The 16015-nt window shown below is 43.1% G+C and carries 12 protein-coding genes; 7 read left to right on the top strand and 5 right to left on the bottom strand.

The window, feature by feature from the left end; translation table 11 throughout:
- Positions 1–445: 445 nt before the first annotated feature.
- The 5 genes from PNK_RS02925 to PNK_RS02945 all read left to right on the top strand — a co-directional run bounded on the left by PNK_RS02925 (position 446) and on the right by PNK_RS02945 (position 8219).
- On the top strand, positions 446–2614 hold the full coding sequence (locus PNK_RS02925) for an HD family phosphohydrolase (protein ID WP_059060204.1): 2169 nt from the start codon (positions 446–448) through the stop codon (positions 2612–2614).
- On the top strand, positions 2614–3399 hold the full coding sequence (locus tag PNK_RS02930) for an SDR family NAD(P)-dependent oxidoreductase (protein ID WP_059060205.1): 786 nt from the start codon (positions 2614–2616) through the stop codon (positions 3397–3399). Before PNK_RS02925 ends, PNK_RS02930 begins: the two co-directional genes overlap by 1 nt.
- Before the next feature lie 9 nt (positions 3400–3408).
- A complete protein-coding gene (locus tag PNK_RS02935; RefSeq protein ID WP_051981882.1) occupies positions 3409–4644 on the top strand; it encodes a DEAD/DEAH box helicase in 1236 nt (411 codons plus the stop codon).
- A gap of 37 nt (positions 4645–4681) precedes the next feature.
- Positions 4682–5740, top strand: a complete 1059-nt coding sequence (pseI, locus tag PNK_RS02940; RefSeq protein ID WP_059060207.1) for a pseudaminic acid synthase — start codon at positions 4682–4684, stop codon at positions 5738–5740.
- A 340-nt stretch (positions 5741–6080) separates the two neighbouring features.
- Positions 6081–8219, top strand: coding sequence for a hypothetical protein (locus PNK_RS02945; RefSeq protein WP_059060208.1), 2139 nt, complete (start codon positions 6081–6083; stop codon positions 8217–8219).
- A gap of 44 nt (positions 8220–8263) precedes the next feature.
- Here PNK_RS02945 and PNK_RS02950 read toward each other — a convergent pair whose 3' ends face one another.
- The 3 genes from PNK_RS02950 to PNK_RS02960 form a co-directional block, all read right to left on the bottom strand.
- Positions 8264–10042 (bottom strand): phospho-sugar mutase, encoded by a 1779-nt coding sequence (locus PNK_RS02950; protein ID WP_059060209.1) that lies wholly within the window; start codon positions 10040–10042, stop codon positions 8264–8266.
- A gap of 127 nt (positions 10043–10169) precedes the next feature.
- Positions 10170–10349, bottom strand: a complete 180-nt coding sequence (locus PNK_RS13585) for a hypothetical protein (RefSeq protein ID WP_059060210.1) — start codon at positions 10347–10349, stop codon at positions 10170–10172.
- A gap of 302 nt (positions 10350–10651) precedes the next feature.
- The gene (locus PNK_RS02960) at positions 10652–11398 is read right to left on the bottom strand and encodes a hypothetical protein (protein WP_059060211.1); all 747 of its coding nucleotides are present in this window, start codon (positions 11396–11398) and stop codon (positions 10652–10654) included.
- 126 nt (positions 11399–11524) lie between these two features.
- Here PNK_RS02960 and PNK_RS02965 point away from each other — a divergent pair, with 126 nt between their 5' ends.
- Together PNK_RS02965 and PNK_RS02970 are read left to right on the top strand one after the other, a co-directional pair.
- Positions 11525–12814, top strand: a complete 1290-nt coding sequence (locus tag PNK_RS02965) for a YopJ family acetyltransferase (protein ID WP_059060212.1) — start codon at positions 11525–11527, stop codon at positions 12812–12814.
- A gap of 131 nt (positions 12815–12945) precedes the next feature.
- Positions 12946–14415 carry a hypothetical protein gene (locus PNK_RS02970; RefSeq protein WP_059060213.1) on the top strand — a complete coding sequence of 490 codons (1470 nt, stop codon included), beginning with the start codon at positions 12946–12948 and terminating at the stop codon, positions 14413–14415.
- 31 nt (positions 14416–14446) lie between these two features.
- Here the strand turns inward: PNK_RS02970 and PNK_RS02975 are convergent, their stop codons facing one another.
- Entirely contained in the window at positions 14447–15244 is a 798-nt protein-coding gene (locus tag PNK_RS02975; RefSeq protein WP_059060214.1) for an Mrp/NBP35 family ATP-binding protein, read from the bottom strand.
- The gene (locus PNK_RS02980; protein WP_059060215.1) at positions 15225–15683 is read right to left on the bottom strand and encodes a YkgJ family cysteine cluster protein; all 459 of its coding nucleotides are present in this window, start codon (positions 15681–15683) and stop codon (positions 15225–15227) included. Before PNK_RS02980 ends, PNK_RS02975 begins: the two co-directional genes overlap by 20 nt.
- Between the last annotated feature and the right edge of the window lie 332 nt (positions 15684–16015).

The raw sequence follows: 16015 nt of genomic DNA on the forward strand, positions 1-16015 counted from the left end.
TGGCTCATTGCTAATAAATAACGCAAGTCTGAAGCCTGATTAAACTTTTGATTTAGAGGTTATTGATTAAGTTTAGCCTGACTTAAAAAAAATGCGAGGCATTGAGGCCGTTTTAAAGAAGTTGGGAACAGTCTCATGAAGTTAAGATATGTAGACTGTTAGAGGCCGCTCTGATTTAAGACTCTCCTTGCTAAGGTTTACCATGGGCGGTCTCTAAAATCGGGGTTATTGTTTTACTACTAGCCAATTCAATCATGTGGTATGGTAAAAGATACAGTACCCGCAAAATTGATTTTTCATCTGTGGCAACATTTCCGAAGCTGACAATTGCAAGTCATTTAAGATGAATCCTACCGCTAACAGCACAATTTTTTTGTCGCCCAAAGTCAATTTTTCTGGTATTTGATGTAGACACTAATAGAATGAGTGAAAGGTTTTAACACGAATGCCTGACAGAAATAGTATTTTTGAAAACCAGCAGGAATTGAAGTTTTCTGGAGAGCAGGGTTTTTTTGACAAGAGTAAAGCGATCCAGTATTTGATCATTTGCGTGTTTGCTTTCAGCCTGTTCTCATTTTTGCATTTTCGCGAAGTTCAAGTGGAGGTGCTTGAGCTTGGAAGCATTGCTCCTGGCTATATCGTCTCTCAAGTCAACTTTGATTTCCCGGATGAAGAAGCGACCCTGATTTTAAAGCAGGATTCCATCCGCGATATTGGAAAAATCTACCAGCTATCGCAAAGAGATATTCGACAGAAGCGGATTGAATTCGAAAACTTTCTGCTCTACAATCAGGCGTGGCATGAACATGCTGAAAATGGAACCTTTGACGAACTATATCGCGCCACGGATGTCATGGAAAAGGCGATGATAGATCTTCGCTTTACTGATCCAAGGACGCTAGAAAAAATGGGATCGATGGGACTTTCGACGGCCCATTACCAAATCTATACTCCAAATACCTTGCTAGAGCAGGTGGTTTTACCTTCGTCCATTTGGGAGACTCTTCAGAAAGAGAATTTACCGGCATCCAGTTATAATCCTTTAATTGCCGCTCTCATTGTAGAATTCTTTAAGCATGGTCATTGGCACATTGAAGAGGATATTCCAGCACAGCGGCTTTTACGTAAAAGAATCCAAAGTCTAGTTCCAGAAAAGCTCACCCATATCAATGCGGGTAACCGCATCATTGATCAGGGAGAAAAGGTGACTTCAAGGCATGTGTCCATGTTGCAAGCCATGAAGAGCGAGCTTGGCATTAGCCGCAATTTATCTCATCCATTGACTCTATTTGGGACGCTTTTACTGACGCTTCTTTTCATTGGCATTTTCCTAGCGTATTTTCAGACGAACCAGCCGCGTGTTTTAGCCTCCAATCGGAAGCTGTTTTTGCTGATCACCATTTTGATCCTTACCTTGGGACTATCGAAGTTGACAGAATTTTTTTTGTTAAGCTCCAAAAACAATCTCATCGAAATGATTAGATACCCGCTGTTTGTGCCTTTAGCGGCGATTCTGATTTGCAGTCTGATTAATCCAGCCGTTGCGACTTTTGCAACGGGATTTCTAGCTATAGTATCGGCGATTGCCCTGGCTTTTGAATGGGAAGGGTTTCTTGTTCTAAACGTAACGGCCTCGCTCGTTGCTGTTTTAAGCGTCCATTCTCTTCGGAGAAGAAAAGAGATTTTTCTCGTTTGCCTCAATGCCTGGATCTGCTGTGTCATAGCCATTATAGCTTTGCATCTCTACAACAATACGATTGGCCATTTTTCAGTGATTACTGACATTTTAAGTGCCTGTTTTTTTATGCTTTTGACGGCCATTTTAGTAGTAGGATTATTGCCGCTGCTTGAATCAGGTTTTGGCATCATGACCGATGTTACATTGATGGAGTACATGGATCCCAATAATGACCTTTTGCGCCGCCTGACCATAGAAGCTCCAGGCACATATCAGCACTCTGTTGTAGTGGGTAATTTAGCGGAGGCTTCAGCGCTTTCTATTGGTGCTAATGGATTGTTTTGTCGTGTAGCGACGCTGTATCATGACATTGGTAAAATGGCTACTTCTCAGTACTTTACAGAAAATCAGCTGGGGGAAGTCAATATTCATCAGCTCCTGACTCCTCAAGAATCTGCTCAAGTCATCATGGCTCACGTTCCAGAAGGGGTGGCAATGGCTCGAGAGGCTGGGCTACCGGAGCCTATCATCGACATTATTAAAGAACACCATGGAACAACACTGGTCTACTATTTTTATCGTAAGCAAGTGGAAAAAATGGGCAGTGATAAGAGCCAAGTCGATGAAAGGGAATTCCGCTATGCCGGCCCAAAGCCGCGCAGCAAAGAGTCTGGCATTATCATGATCGCTGATTCATTTGAAGCTGCTTCCCGTTCGCTTGACAAGGTGAATGAAGATACTTTGATGGCCCTTGTCGACCGCTTAGTGCGGGAAAAAGTGGATGATGGTCAATTTGATCAATGCCTCCTCACTTTTGAAGAGGTTTCCATGGTGAAAAAAGCCCTGGTTAAAACCTTATTGGCTGCAGGCCATTCCCGCATTAAATATCCGGCGCCAGAGAAAAAAGTGCGCTCCCACATCGAGGAGAGTACCTGATGAAGCACCGCCTGGCTCTTGTAACTGGTGCAACGTCAGGAATTGGTGAGGCCTTATGTTTTCTGTTTGCCCAAAAAGGGTTATCTCTATTGATTACGGGGCGCGATAGGCATCGATTAGACGCTCTTGTACAACAACTTTCGCCTCAAATTGTCTTGCAAGCCATCGAAGCAGACCTTTCTACATCCAATGGGCGTCAAAAAGTAATGGCTCTCATTCACGAATATGGTCCTGACCTTGTCATTAACAATGCAGGCTTTGGATTATACGGTGAGGCATTGACCTATCCGACCGAGGAGCAGGAAATGATGATAGAGGTCAATGTCACGGCCGTTACAGAGCTTACTTTGGAGGCTGCTCGTACGCTCATTTCTGATGGAAAGGAAGGCATTGTTTTTAATGTTTCATCTGCTGCAGCGTTTCAGGTGATACCCAATATGGCGATTTATGCCGCTTCAAAGGCCTTTGTCAACCAATTTTCGCAAGGGTTGGATGACGAGGTGAAAAAATATGGTGTCCGCATATTGACAATATGTCCTGGAATGGTTAAGACAAGTTTTAGCAAGCGAGCGGGACAGACTCAGCGTGAAAAAAAAGTCGGTGTGATGAGCGCTGATTTCGTTGCGCGTGAAATCTGGAAGCAGGTGCAAAATCTGAAGCCCTTAACGATTATTGATTGGAAATACCGGTTTTTAACACGTCTTTCTGCCTGGCTTCCCAGTTGGACCACCGCTATCATAAAAAAAAATAATTGCGGAGAGAATCGCTCCGCGCAACCTTATTAAAAGAGAATCATGCATCAAGAAGAACCTAAAGAAGAATCGCTAGCAGAACCAACCCAAGCAGAGAGTGGATTTACCCGCTTTAATTTAGATCCCCTTATTTTAAAAGCTTTGGAGAAGATGAATTTTAAAGAGCCTTCTCCCATTCAAGTCCACGCCATTCCCCTCATTCAAAAGAATCAAGACTTAATTGCCCTTTCCCAAACGGGATCAGGCAAGACGGCTACTTGCGCCATACCCATTTGTAACCGGGTCGATACGGCTCGTACAGCCATTCAGGCTTTAATCATTGTTCCAACTAGGGAATTAGCTTTACAGTACGCAACAGAAGCTCAAAAGATTGGGAAGTATAAAAATGTGAAGGCTTTTGCTATTTTCGGAGGGGAAGATCCTTCTTTGCAGCAATCGAAGCTCAAACACGGTGTACAGGTTTTGGTAGCAACGCCTGGTCGTTTAATCGACTTCATTTATTCAAGGCAGATCGATTTGTCCGACGTGGAAACGTTGATTTTAGATGAAGCCGATGAGATGCTGAGTATGGGATTTTACGACGACTTGGATTTTATCATTCAGTGCCTTGTCCATTCGCATCAAACACTCCTTTTTTCTGCGACTATGCCAGCTGCAATTCGTCGCCTAGCAAAGCATCACATGAAAGACCCGCAAGAGGTCAATCTCATTGCCGACCAAGCAAGCCCCAAGCAAATCGATCACCGTTTTGTTTATTGTTCAGCCCATCATCGGGATCAAGAGCTTGCTTACCTTATCAAAGAGATGCAGCCAACGCAGGCCATCATTTTCTGTCATTCACGCTTCCAGGTAGAGAAGGTATGCCGTGCGCTGCAGTCTAAACTGGATGGAGTTGATTTCTTGCATGCAGGGCTTGGGCAAGATATTCGAACCATTGTCACAAATAAGTTTCGATCGGGTAAAATTCGCTTTCTCGTTGCTACCGATGTTGTTGCGCGTGGATTGGATTTTTCTCGGGTGAGCCATGTATTTATTTATCAATTACCGCATGATCCCGATGTCTATGTGCATCGTTCGGGCCGTACAGGGCGTTACGATAAGGCAGGAGTTGTCGTTTCACTCGTGACGCCTAAAGAGTTAACGTTCGTGACAACGATTTTAAAGCAAATTAAGCAGGAAGCTGCCTGGATCGGAACTCCACCTCCTGAAAAACCAGCATCTTCTTCCAAGCGTCCTTTTAGAAGAAAACCGACTAACAAACCTCCGCAGGCTAGTTGAGCGAAAAAGAAAACTGAGTTCATAGAAGAGGCACATCATGCAAGAAGTTACGATTGGAACGGTCAAAATCGGACCCGCTCATCCTCCTTTCATTATAGCTGAAGTATCGGCCAATCATAATGGATCGCTTGAGCGTGCCCTGCAATTGGTGGAAGAGGCTGCTAAGGCTGGCGTTCATGCCGTCAAATTCCAAACCTATACTCCCGACACAATTACATTGAATGTGAGGGGAGGGGAATTTCTGATTACAGAGCCAACAAGTTTATGGGCAGGTAGCAATCTCTACGATCTTTATCAGGAAGCCTATATGCCTTGGGAGTGGCATCAACCCCTTTTTCAGCGCTGTAATGAACTTGGTTTAATAGTCTTCAGCACGCCTTTCGATGAAACGGCCGTGGACTTTCTAGAGACTCTTCAGGTTCCATGCTATAAAATTGCATCGCCAGAAATTGTCGATTTGCCTTTGATTAAAAAAGTTGCCTCTAAAGGCAAGCCTATGATCATTTCAACTGGGGCAGCGACGCTCGTAGAAATTGGAGAGGCTGTTGAAACGGCTCGTCATGGCGGCTGCAATGAGATCATTTTGCTTAAATGCACGGCTGCGTACCCAGCCAAACCGGTCGATATTAATTTGCGCGCGATTCCTCATTTATCTGCCTGCTTCAATACCTTGGTTGGGTTGTCTGATCATACGCTTGGGCTTGGAGTTCCAGTTGCAGCCATTGCTCTTGGTAGCTGTGTGATTGAAAAGCACCTGACTCGTGCACGTGAAGAGGGGGGAGTAGATAGCGCTTTTTCTCTTGAACCGCATGAATTTGAAATGCTCGTAACAGAGAGTAAACGGGCTTGGGAGGCTCTTGGAAATATACAATATGCCCCTTTAAAAGCTGAAAAGACAACTCTCTCTCATCGTCCCTCGCTTTACTTTGTGGAAGATTTAGTTGAGGGGGATATTGTCCAACCCCGCCATGTTAGATCGGTTAGGCCAAGCAAGGGGCTGCCGCCCAAAGAGATTGACAATATCATCGGGCTGGAGCTGAGACAGGCCGTTCAAAAAGGAACACCTGTTAGTTGGCACTGCTTTCGTTTTTCATAAGCTTCATCAACTGCCCTCTTTTTATCTTATTTTACCTGCCAGAGCCGATGATTTTAAAACCCGCAGTTTTTAGAAACTGAGGGAAAAGTCAAAGGAAAATTAAGCCAGCCTTGCATGTTTAAAGGTGTCTATTCAAATTCGGCGATTTAAATTGTGATTTATTCCATAAAAACTAAGAATTGACAGCTGTTTTCATTAATTTTAGAGAAATCCTTCTCAGCTTTGATGGCTGATCGTAAGATAGGCAGCTTCTGTACTGCATCATCAAAATACTCAAAAAGAGTCAATCCATTCGACCGGCTCTTTCATTCCTTGTTTAAGCATGTAATTAAGGTGAAAAATGGTTCCATCTGTAACGAATAATCAGGTCTCTTTAGTGGCACATGATCCGTCCGTCTCTTGGCTTAAAAGAAAGTACGAAGAAACGGTAGTGCCGCAAACTAAAAAGAGGCGTTTAAGAGTTGAAATACCAGCTGTAAGAGTTGAAATACCAGTTGATTGTTGGGGAGTAATTGTTAGTTTTTTAGATCGGATCAACTTATTAAATATCGAGAGAGTTTCGCGCGCTTATAAAGATTTGAGTGAGCACGCATGGCAAGTGATAGCCCTACAAGAGGGAATGGAAACACCATGGCCAGATATGCGAATAAATGCGCGTGCCCATTCTCAGAAATGGGGATACTTTTTATCTCGAACGTTTCAAAGGCTCCTGCATCCAACTTTCGATCCTGCATGTCGTGAGCATGAAGTGCAAGGAGCGCTTATTCTGGGCCGCCATTTTCCAATTAGTTCATGCCCTATTTTCTTCCACACAGTATTGCATCATGCACCTCTTGTGCAAAAAGGAGCCATTAAAGAAGAAATAAAGAAAATTGATTATCTTGCCAATCAAGCAGATTATAAAGTTTGTTTAATAAGGAAAATTGAACATTTAACGCGGCTGAAGCAAGAGCAAAGAGCCTTGGCTTATACAAATGCAATTAAAAAACAGCAATCTTTGCTGAAGGTCTTTGACGAGCTGGTGATCGAAAAAAAAAGTTTTACTGGGATTTCTGACGAGGACATGCAAAGGATTGCCGGCTATATTGACTATATGCAAAAAATTGAACAAAAAGGAGCCTCAGATCTGTCTTTGCAAGGTTTTGTGTTGAATTGCGCAGAAGGCAATGGTGAGGCTTATTGGGTTGAAGCGATTGGCAAGGGAGCCCGCTGGATTTTGCGTGAAAAAGCATGGATGGATCAATTGTTTTCTGCCTTTCTGCAAAATAAAAATGAATTGTTTTTGAGACTTGGATCAACCCTATCGGCGAGAGGCGAAAAGGAAGAATTGATCTACATTGCGGAGCAATTAAAAGAGCATTTTAGCCTAGCGCATGATTCAACTGTTGAGTATGGGAGGCTGGATGCCCTAGAAAAACTTTTTAAAACATTGATGCCTGAACAGGCCATCTACGTACTTTTTCTTGCTTGCAGTGGTGGTGGCGTCGGGGAATCTGCCGGTGATTTATTGGTATATGGAGAGGTAAAATATCCTCCCATCATTTTTTCATTGTTAAAAGAGCTGAAACACAAAGAGCTTTCTTTTTTTTCGATAGAAGCCTTGTCGCAATTAGGAGAGCTCTTTATCGCCTTCAACGAAGATCTAAAAATGGTGGATGGCATTTGTCGCTTAATCATGGATGCACAAGCTAAATTGAACGATCTCTCTTTGCGAGAAGCCGTTTCTATGGCTCGTTTTTTATGGATCGTGGGCAATAGAAGCGAGGCTTATCGTTTATATGCCAAAGCGATCGCTCTCTATAGTCCATTTAACGTTAAAGTCGATTGGGAAGTGTGCGGAGACACTCCAGATAAACTTTTTGCCATTGGCGAGCTTTATCGCTATTTATGTCGTGACCAGACAAGGAGTGTTGGGATTTGCAGTTATAAATACCGCTCGCAATACAGTTACTTTTATTTGACGGCTTTTGAAAATGGCTTTCCTTATTCGCCGCTCCAACTAGAGCGAATAGTCAATATTTGCTATGACCTTACCAGCCAGTCAAAAGCCTTAGATCTATACATTGAACCCTTACGAAGACTTTTAATAGTTGAGAACGTAGGCGGCTTTTCTAAACAAGCATTGATTCAAATTTTAGTCCTATTCGAAGTGCTTGAAGATCACATTTCCATGGAAAAAAAATCGCTGCTTATAACTACCAATACAAATGGTCAATTACACATTTCTGTTTCGGACAATCCTTTTTCAGAAGAAGTTGTAAGCGCATTTGAAGGCAAAAGCCCGGCCAGATATTTAGCTCTTGAAAAGGAGCTTGGTTCCATGGAGAGCCTCCCACATAAATTCTTGGGATTTTTGCAGGAAGCCGTCCCTGCCATTCGCTTGTGCCGCAAGCGATTGGCCAATGAAAGCCAAGGGGATGACGGTATGGATACACATTTAACGCTAAATGAGTTAATTGAGCAACCCCATCTAATCTAGGTGTGAGAGTGTGCTGAATGAGATTGTCATTCAGCACTTATAACTTAAGACATCAGGTGATTTTTCATGAATAGAAGAATGACATCGCATCTCTTTTGGGCAGCTTCAATTCCTTCTGAAATGCTATTAAAACTCTTTTCAACGAGGCCACAGTAGATTTTTACTTTTGGTTCGGTGCCTGAAGGGCGGACCATTACTTTTGTACCGTCTTCAAGCCAGTACAAGAGAACATCCGAAACGGGCAGGTTGATTGGTTCTGTCTGGCCAGTTTTTAAATGAAACTTTGCTGAAGCTTCGTAGTCTTCGATTGCTACAACTGGGATGCCTACGATGTCTGCTAAATGGGAAGCACGAAGTTTCTGCATTCCAAGCGTCATTTGCTCTTTACCCTCTTTGGTTTCACCAAAGTTGATAGAAAGCAGTTTTTCTTGATAAATGCCATACTTGTGATAGAGATCGTAAAGCTTATCTACAAGCGTTTTGCCTTCTATTTTGGCTTGGAGAGCTAATTCGCAAATTAGCGCACTGCAGACAACAGCATCTTTATCCCGAGAATAGGTTCCGAGTAAGTAGCCGTACGATTCTTCACCGCCAAAGATGAATTGATAGCCGTTGGGAAGAGTTTCCCATTCACGGATTTTCTCTGCGATGTATTTAAAACCTGTCAGAACGTTGAAGCAGGGGCGTTGGTAGGTATCGCAAATAGCCTGGAAGAGCTCGGTCGTCCCGATTGTTTTGATGAAGGCTGCCTTAGAGGGTAACCGATTGTGTTTAGTAAGCGCTTCCAATACGTGTTCTAGCAGGAGGGCGCAGATTTGATTTCCATTTAATAATACAGCTTCTCCGTTGTAAGCAACTGCAACTCCCATGCGGTCTGCATCCGGATCATTTGCAATCAAAAGGTCGCTGTGCGTTTTCTGCATAACATCGATTCCAAGCTTTAAAGCTGCGTGTTCTTCTGGATTTGGCACGCGAATTGTTGGAAAAGAGCCATCTGGAATAATTTGTGGTTCTACAAACGCTAGTTGGGTAAAGCCCCACTCTTTTAAGGCTTTTGGGACGACGGTAATTCCTGTTCCATGCAGGCTCGTATAAACGACTTTTAATCGATGCCCTTCTTTTTGGTTAATTTGAGGATAATTTTGAAGAGTATTGATGTCTTTTAAATAGGCTTCATCAATTTCCCCCGCGATCTCCTCTATTAAGGGATTAGAGACTGAGTCTACCGCCTTGACTTGAGCGGGGTCGGTAATTTTAGCTGCTTCTGCGATGACGCCTAAGTCGTGTGGAGGAACGAGTTGTGCACCATCAGACCAATACACTTTATAACCATTGTATTCAGGCGGATTATGAGAGGCGGTGATCATTACTGCTGCCACGCATTTTTTATAGCGACAAGCAAAAGAGACGAGTGGAGTCGGGCGTATATCTTTAAATAGATAGACTCTAATACCATTGCCGGCTAATACTTTGGCGGTTTCTTCTGCAAACTCTCGTGAGTGGTGGCGAGAGTCGTATCCGATAAAAACGGCGTACTCTTTGCCGGCTTCTTTGGGTTGTTTGAGAATATAGTTGGCAAGGCCTTGTGTGGCGGCTCGGACGGTATAAAAATTCATGCGGTTGGTGCCAACCCCCATGATACCACGCAGCCCCCCTGTTCCAAAGGTTAGGTTGGTAAAGAAGGCGTCGATGATCTGCTTGGGATCTTCAAGCAAGAGCTGTCTGATAGTGGCTTTAGTTTCTTCATCGTATTGACCCTCTAGCCAGAGGTCGACATTTTTTTGCGTGACTAGATCAAAAATAATTTTTTCTTTAACGTTCATAGCGATAGCTCTTTTTATGGTGAATTGCCTCACACCATAAAAGAGCTTCGCAAACGATGCAATAAAAATTGTCTTACATGGGAGAAGAGCGATTCTAAACGTCTGTGAGAGGATTTAGTGCTGTCAATCATGTACCCATGGAGATGGCTGTAAAGGGATGCGTTCTGGCGATTCGGGTTGCTTCTTCCCTGGAGTTGCTTTCAAGCATATCCATGGCTATCTTTTGGTAGAGTGCAAGCTTTGTTTCGATGCCTAGATTTTTTTCCGTTTCAGCTCGAGAAGCATCGATCTGTTTTGTCAATGTCAATTGATGGATTGTTTCGTAGTCTTGCAGGAATTCTAAACTTTGGCAATTTGTGATCAGACTGGGCTCGAGAGCTAGCCAGGAGATACGCCTCGTTTTAGAATCAAATTGAGGGGATTTTATGATGTCTTCGAAACAGTGCGCTTTGCTGCCTGTTTCTAATAGATGCTCAAAGGAGAAAATGGAGCAGCTGCGATAGTCGAATTGAATCTTGTCATTTTCCGATGTTCCCGCGATTGCAACTCGAAATCCAGCTTCCGTTAACTGCGCATCTAAAGTCAGATGCTTAGGGTCTTGCGAGGCATCTAGAATAAAGCAGCTTTTTTGTATTTTTTTGTAAAATGGCAGTCCAATGCCGTGTAGTGAACGTCATTGCGCACTAAAATTAAAACGCGAAAGCTGGCATTTTCTTGTTTGACGGCTTGCTGCGCAGCAAGCTCCAGGAAGAAGGGCAAATCGCGGTAATCCACCACGTAACAGTTGAAAGCCATTCCTCTTTCCTGCAAGTGATCTTGCTTGGCTTGCACGAGCAAACGGAGCATTTCATCCCGATAGACAGGTACCCAACCAAATTGATCAACGATGCTTTTTTTCAGACCTGCGCTTTCCTGCTGAATGGCCGCATCACTTTCTTTAGTATAAAGCTTCTTTAGAAAATTTAAAAAGAGGGGGTCCGCCTTCTCAAGCAGCACAAGCTGCAATACTTTCTGGTATTTGGAGCGGATTTCATAAAGAGAAAGAGTCTTGAGTTCGTCTTCTAGCAGCTGCAAGCTTTGCCTTGCATTCATTTCTATATCTTCAACGGTATTCAAATAAAGGTGAATGATTTTCTGAGCCTCGGCTTTCCACTCGCTGGAAGGGTTGATCTTTAATTTTTTGATAAAGTGTTCGCTCATCTTCTTAGCCGAAGAAGGAGGCTGCTTGCATAAGTATTTGTCTAAAAGAGAGTTAATAGCTTCGAATGAGTGTGGAAACGATAAAGAAGAACTTCCTGTAATCGATGGAAGATTTTCGGCTATAAAAGTAGAAACGGCTTGCGCATTAATGATCATTAAACTCATACCTTAAATTTTATTTGTATTGTTTTTTGACTAACTTTAACAGAATTTAAGTTTTTCTTTAAACGTGTTTTAAAATTCTTTTGTAAAATTACTATTAAATTATACAAAGGAATAAAGATGAATACTATTCATTATAGTTCAGAAATTACTATGAATTCGTCTGCCGGCTTTCAAACGACACAGCAGTCGACTCTTTATAGTGTATCGAACCATAAAGAGGAATGCGTTACTCATTCTGCTCAAATTGCGTTTCAGAGCCTGTCGTTGGATTTACAGCAATCACTTCAAAACTCCCTCGATAGCAATTCACAAAAATTTTTCAAGCTTTTTTTGAGAAAAAAGAAAGAGGATCTTGAGCAAACCGAAGATACGGTGCAATTTAAAAATGCTTTGGTCGATGTATTGAGCCAGTTAGAGCTGCGAATGAATGAAGGCGATGCGTGCAAGGAAGAGATTCACAATTTGCAGCACGATTTAAAAAATCAGGTTTTGATCAACGTTTTTAAGAAATATTATTCTGTACCGGTTACTAAAGAGGGGACAATTTTGAAAGAGTTGGCTCCCTATTTGGGTAATCAGGAAAAAATTGATCTCTTGTCTCAACACGAGGGGAAAGTATTACAGGAGAAAGTTATAGGCGATTTACAAGAGTATGCCGTCAATCGCGATAGTTTAATGGCCCTCATGATTCGATCGAAGAAAGAAAAATCTTCTGGGTTCAACTGCTATACTGTCGATGCTTGCGATTTACAAGAGTGCTTGGAAAATTTAAAGCGCCTTTTTAGTCAAAAAGGAGCGCAGCAGATTCAATTATTGGTTAGGAACGATGTTCATTACACGGCTGTTATCGTCGAGAGTAATGAAGGTGTTTTGCAAGCCGCGGTCATGGATGCAGCCAAAGATAAGCGAGGGGTACAAATAGCGTTGTTTTTAAAAAAACTGAACTATGAAAAGGTTTTCATTGTAGGAGATGAAGATCGGATTCAGTTTGATAGCTACAATTGCAGTTTTTTTTCTTTTGATTCTGTCTTTCAAGCTTATAAGCATGGAGCATTCTTTAATATGCTCAATTCTATCCCGGCTAAAAATAAGGGTGAGCTGTTTAGCGTTGCTTGGAAAGATATGCCTCCTTCCTTCGTTCGCAATGCGACATCGACTTCATTTGTCCAAGCATATGCTGCAAAAAATGAGGCCTATAAGCAAGGTGACACTTTTGAGACCTATCTCAATAGGCATACGGCTTACGTGGATATTGGAAGGGATAACCCTGTCAAAGTTCACACCGTTTTAGCGACAAGGGTTAAAAAAGAGGGAGAGAAAATTAAAAAAATGGTTGCCGAGCTGCCGCACCAAGAATTACTCGAGACAGTTGTCCGCTTTTCCGCTCGCAACATGATCAGGGTTTAAACGCCATGTGAGTGCGCCTTTTTCTACGATACTTTAAAAAACTGTTAATTCATTGCTTAATAATTAATTGTTTATTAATATAATTAACTGATATTTTTTAATTAATGAATAAGTATTGTTGAGGCGTTTTCATGATTATTGCAATTCAGGCTCAAGCTTCTGAGGTACGACCGGGCTTAAACACCCTTTCGTTGGCAAGTCATTGGTTGGGGCGCCATGCTGTTTGGGTCGTATCGAAGACAAAATCAGACAATTGGCTGGTCGCATCAACAGCTAAGGTGTGGTCTATTGTGTCACCCATTTTATTAGGGTGCACGCTTGTCTTTTTTCCGCTTGCTATTCGACTCCATTCTAGTTTCAAAGAAGCTAGAAGGCAGCTCGAGCCTTTCGTTTCACCCCTTTTGCCGAATCGAAATGCCTCATTCATTCCATTGAGCGATAATTGTCTGGAACAAGACTCCTTTAATGAAGTCGTATCACAATTGGATGGTATCAAGTCTATCGTGGAAAATGAGAGATTGAAGGAATTTTTCAGTATCTTTGATCAGAGCTCTAAGCTACAGGTAAGGGACTACTTTGGGCAAATAGGGCAGCAGGGAATTCTCGAGTTATTCGAAGAGCTCTCTCAGACATATAAAAAGATGTTTAGGTCTTTGGAAGAGGTTGGCTTTAAAGAGCTGAATGTGAAGGATCCAGCCGAGCAAGAGGCCATTGCGGTTAAAAAAGGGCATATCGTTGATGAAATGTACGGTTTGTATGCCACCGCTGTTTATGAGATTTCTCAAGCCTATCCCGAATTATTCACGGATAAGATCGTTTTTGCTCCCTCAAAGAGAGAGTTTTACCCTTGCACGGCGATTATGCCGGCCGGGATGGCTATATTATTGGAAATGGCAAGAGAAAAAGCTCGTTTTAAAGGTGCAAGCACGATCTGTGGTGGCTATCAAGACTATGTTCAAAAGCTGCGGGAGTTGGGCACAGAAGATGGAAGGCATTATTTCTTTATTCGTTGCAAAGAAGATGAGGGGAATAAGGCTCTTCATACCTCGACTGTGATTATTGAAAAACAGCAGGGAAGAATGATCGCTCTCGTGTTAGACAGTGGAGGAATCGGGGGAGATAACTTCTTGAAGAGTTTCATCGTGAAATTTTGCAGATTAACAAGAGAGGTTTTTCCCGATTCTGAGATTTTTACGCCCATGATGATTAGGCAGAATGATGCCTTTAATTGCGCAACGATCGCTTATAAGGGGATACTAGCTTTTGAACGCGTAAGTAAGGAAGAGTTCAATGCCTTATTCGACAAAAGCGTGCCTGCGCCGCATCTCCTTCCCGAAGAATTGGCGTCTATAAGAGCTAGTTCTTTGCCGCTCTCCTGCGTTAAAACGATGCAATCACTTTCTGGTTTGAATACCATTGTTGATAGTCAGTCTCAGAATGAGGCGGATGTTCAACACCTTAAGCGGCTCAGGCGTATTTTTACACTGCGTGATCCAAGAGCTAATAAAGATATTTATAGCTATACGAAAATGCACGGTTTGAAGCTTCGTCTAAATCTCATGGCCCGGACTTTTCAGGAAGAGGGGACTAGGGTGCCTTAAGTCTGGTTAAAGTCTTGCATACATGCTTTCATTAAAGGCAGAAGGGGTTCGCTAGTGGGCGCAAGCTTTGATTGACCTCTTTTGCCAATTCGGAAAAAAGAGCGCTGGCAGTAGAATTGCCTTGGTGAAAGGCGCTAGGATAGCCCTCGTCGCCACCTTGCCGAATGTCTGGAATAAGGGGAAAGCTGCCCAATAAAGGGGCATTAAATCGGCTGGCCAATTCTTTTCCTTTTCCCTGTCCAAAAATGTGATAGGTTTGGCCTGTTTCAGGAACGGTAAATCCTGCCATGTTTTCGATGATGCCGAGCAAGGGAATCTCTAATTGATAAAAGGCATTGATGGCTTTGATCGCATCGACCATGGCGACTTCTTGCGGTGTAGAAACAATTAAGGCTCCCTCGATTCTGAGCAGCTGAGAGAGGGAAAGCAGGCAATCGCCAGTACCTGGAGGAAGGTCGATTAACAAGAGATCTATATCCCCCCAAACTGTATCCTGGATCATTTTCTGTAAAGTGGAGTGAAGCAGTGGACCGCGCCAAATAACAGAACGTGCCTCTTCCATGAAAAATCCGATGGACAGGGCTTTAATGCCAAATTTCGCAAAAGGAATGACTTTGATGCTCCCATCGGCCTGTTTTTCGAGTCTTGGACTTAAACGCCGCAGTCCCAACATGATCGGGATGGAGGGGCCGTAGATGTCGGCATCGAGCAGGGCTACATTTAATCCTTGCTGAGCCATAGCCACGGCTAGATTGACGGCGATGGTCGATTTACCAACTCCACCTTTACCCGATCCAATGGCTAAGACTTTATAGGGAGGAGTCTCCATTAGGCGTTTCTCCGATTTGAATGGCCAATTGCTGGGAGATCGTTTCATAAGGGACAGTTGGAGCATTGGCACAAATGCCTTCACACCACGCAGCAGCTTCGCGCCAATCTTTTTCTGATTTGAGATTTTGCGGCCACCAGGGGTAGGTGCGGCACTGGGTTGGGCGAACAGAGTAAATTTGGCACTTTCTGTCTTTTAAAAAAACGCAGTCGTAGGTGTGCGGGCGCTCTAGTAAAGAGAAGCGACCTTTGATCCTGCGCAAAAAGCGATCGGCAAATTCCTGGATGGATAAATTGAGATGGGCTGCAATCTGTTCTATTTCTTCTTCATTGACCCAAATGTAACCTGGAGCTCCGGTACAGCATTGACCGCAGCCTGTGCACTCAAAAGAGAGGCCGTTTGCATACCAGGGCTTTTCATCTTGAATAACTTTCAGCATAGTCTCTTACGAATCTTTTTCTTTAATCATTTGCCGAATGCCGGCTACCACGAATAAAATTAAAAAAATGATGCAAACCACTCCAACGACAGCGGCTTCCACAAATAAAGACAAAAGCATCGCTCGACCTCATGACTTTATGCACTCTTCAATCTTTTACTGATACGCTAAAAAATAACTATTGTCAAATCTGGCCGCTGTTTGCTATGATCCGCGGCCGTTAGACGGGTTGTGATTAGCGAAAGATTATGTTAACACACGCTTTTTATTTTTGATAGGTTCAAGTTCCTTTGAAGCTATCCTCCTTATTCCCTCCAGCCTCAGGCACTCGT

The organism is Candidatus Protochlamydia naegleriophila (assembly GCF_001499655.1).
GTDB classification, from domain to species: Bacteria; Chlamydiota; Chlamydiia; order Chlamydiales; family Parachlamydiaceae; genus Protochlamydia; species Protochlamydia naegleriophila.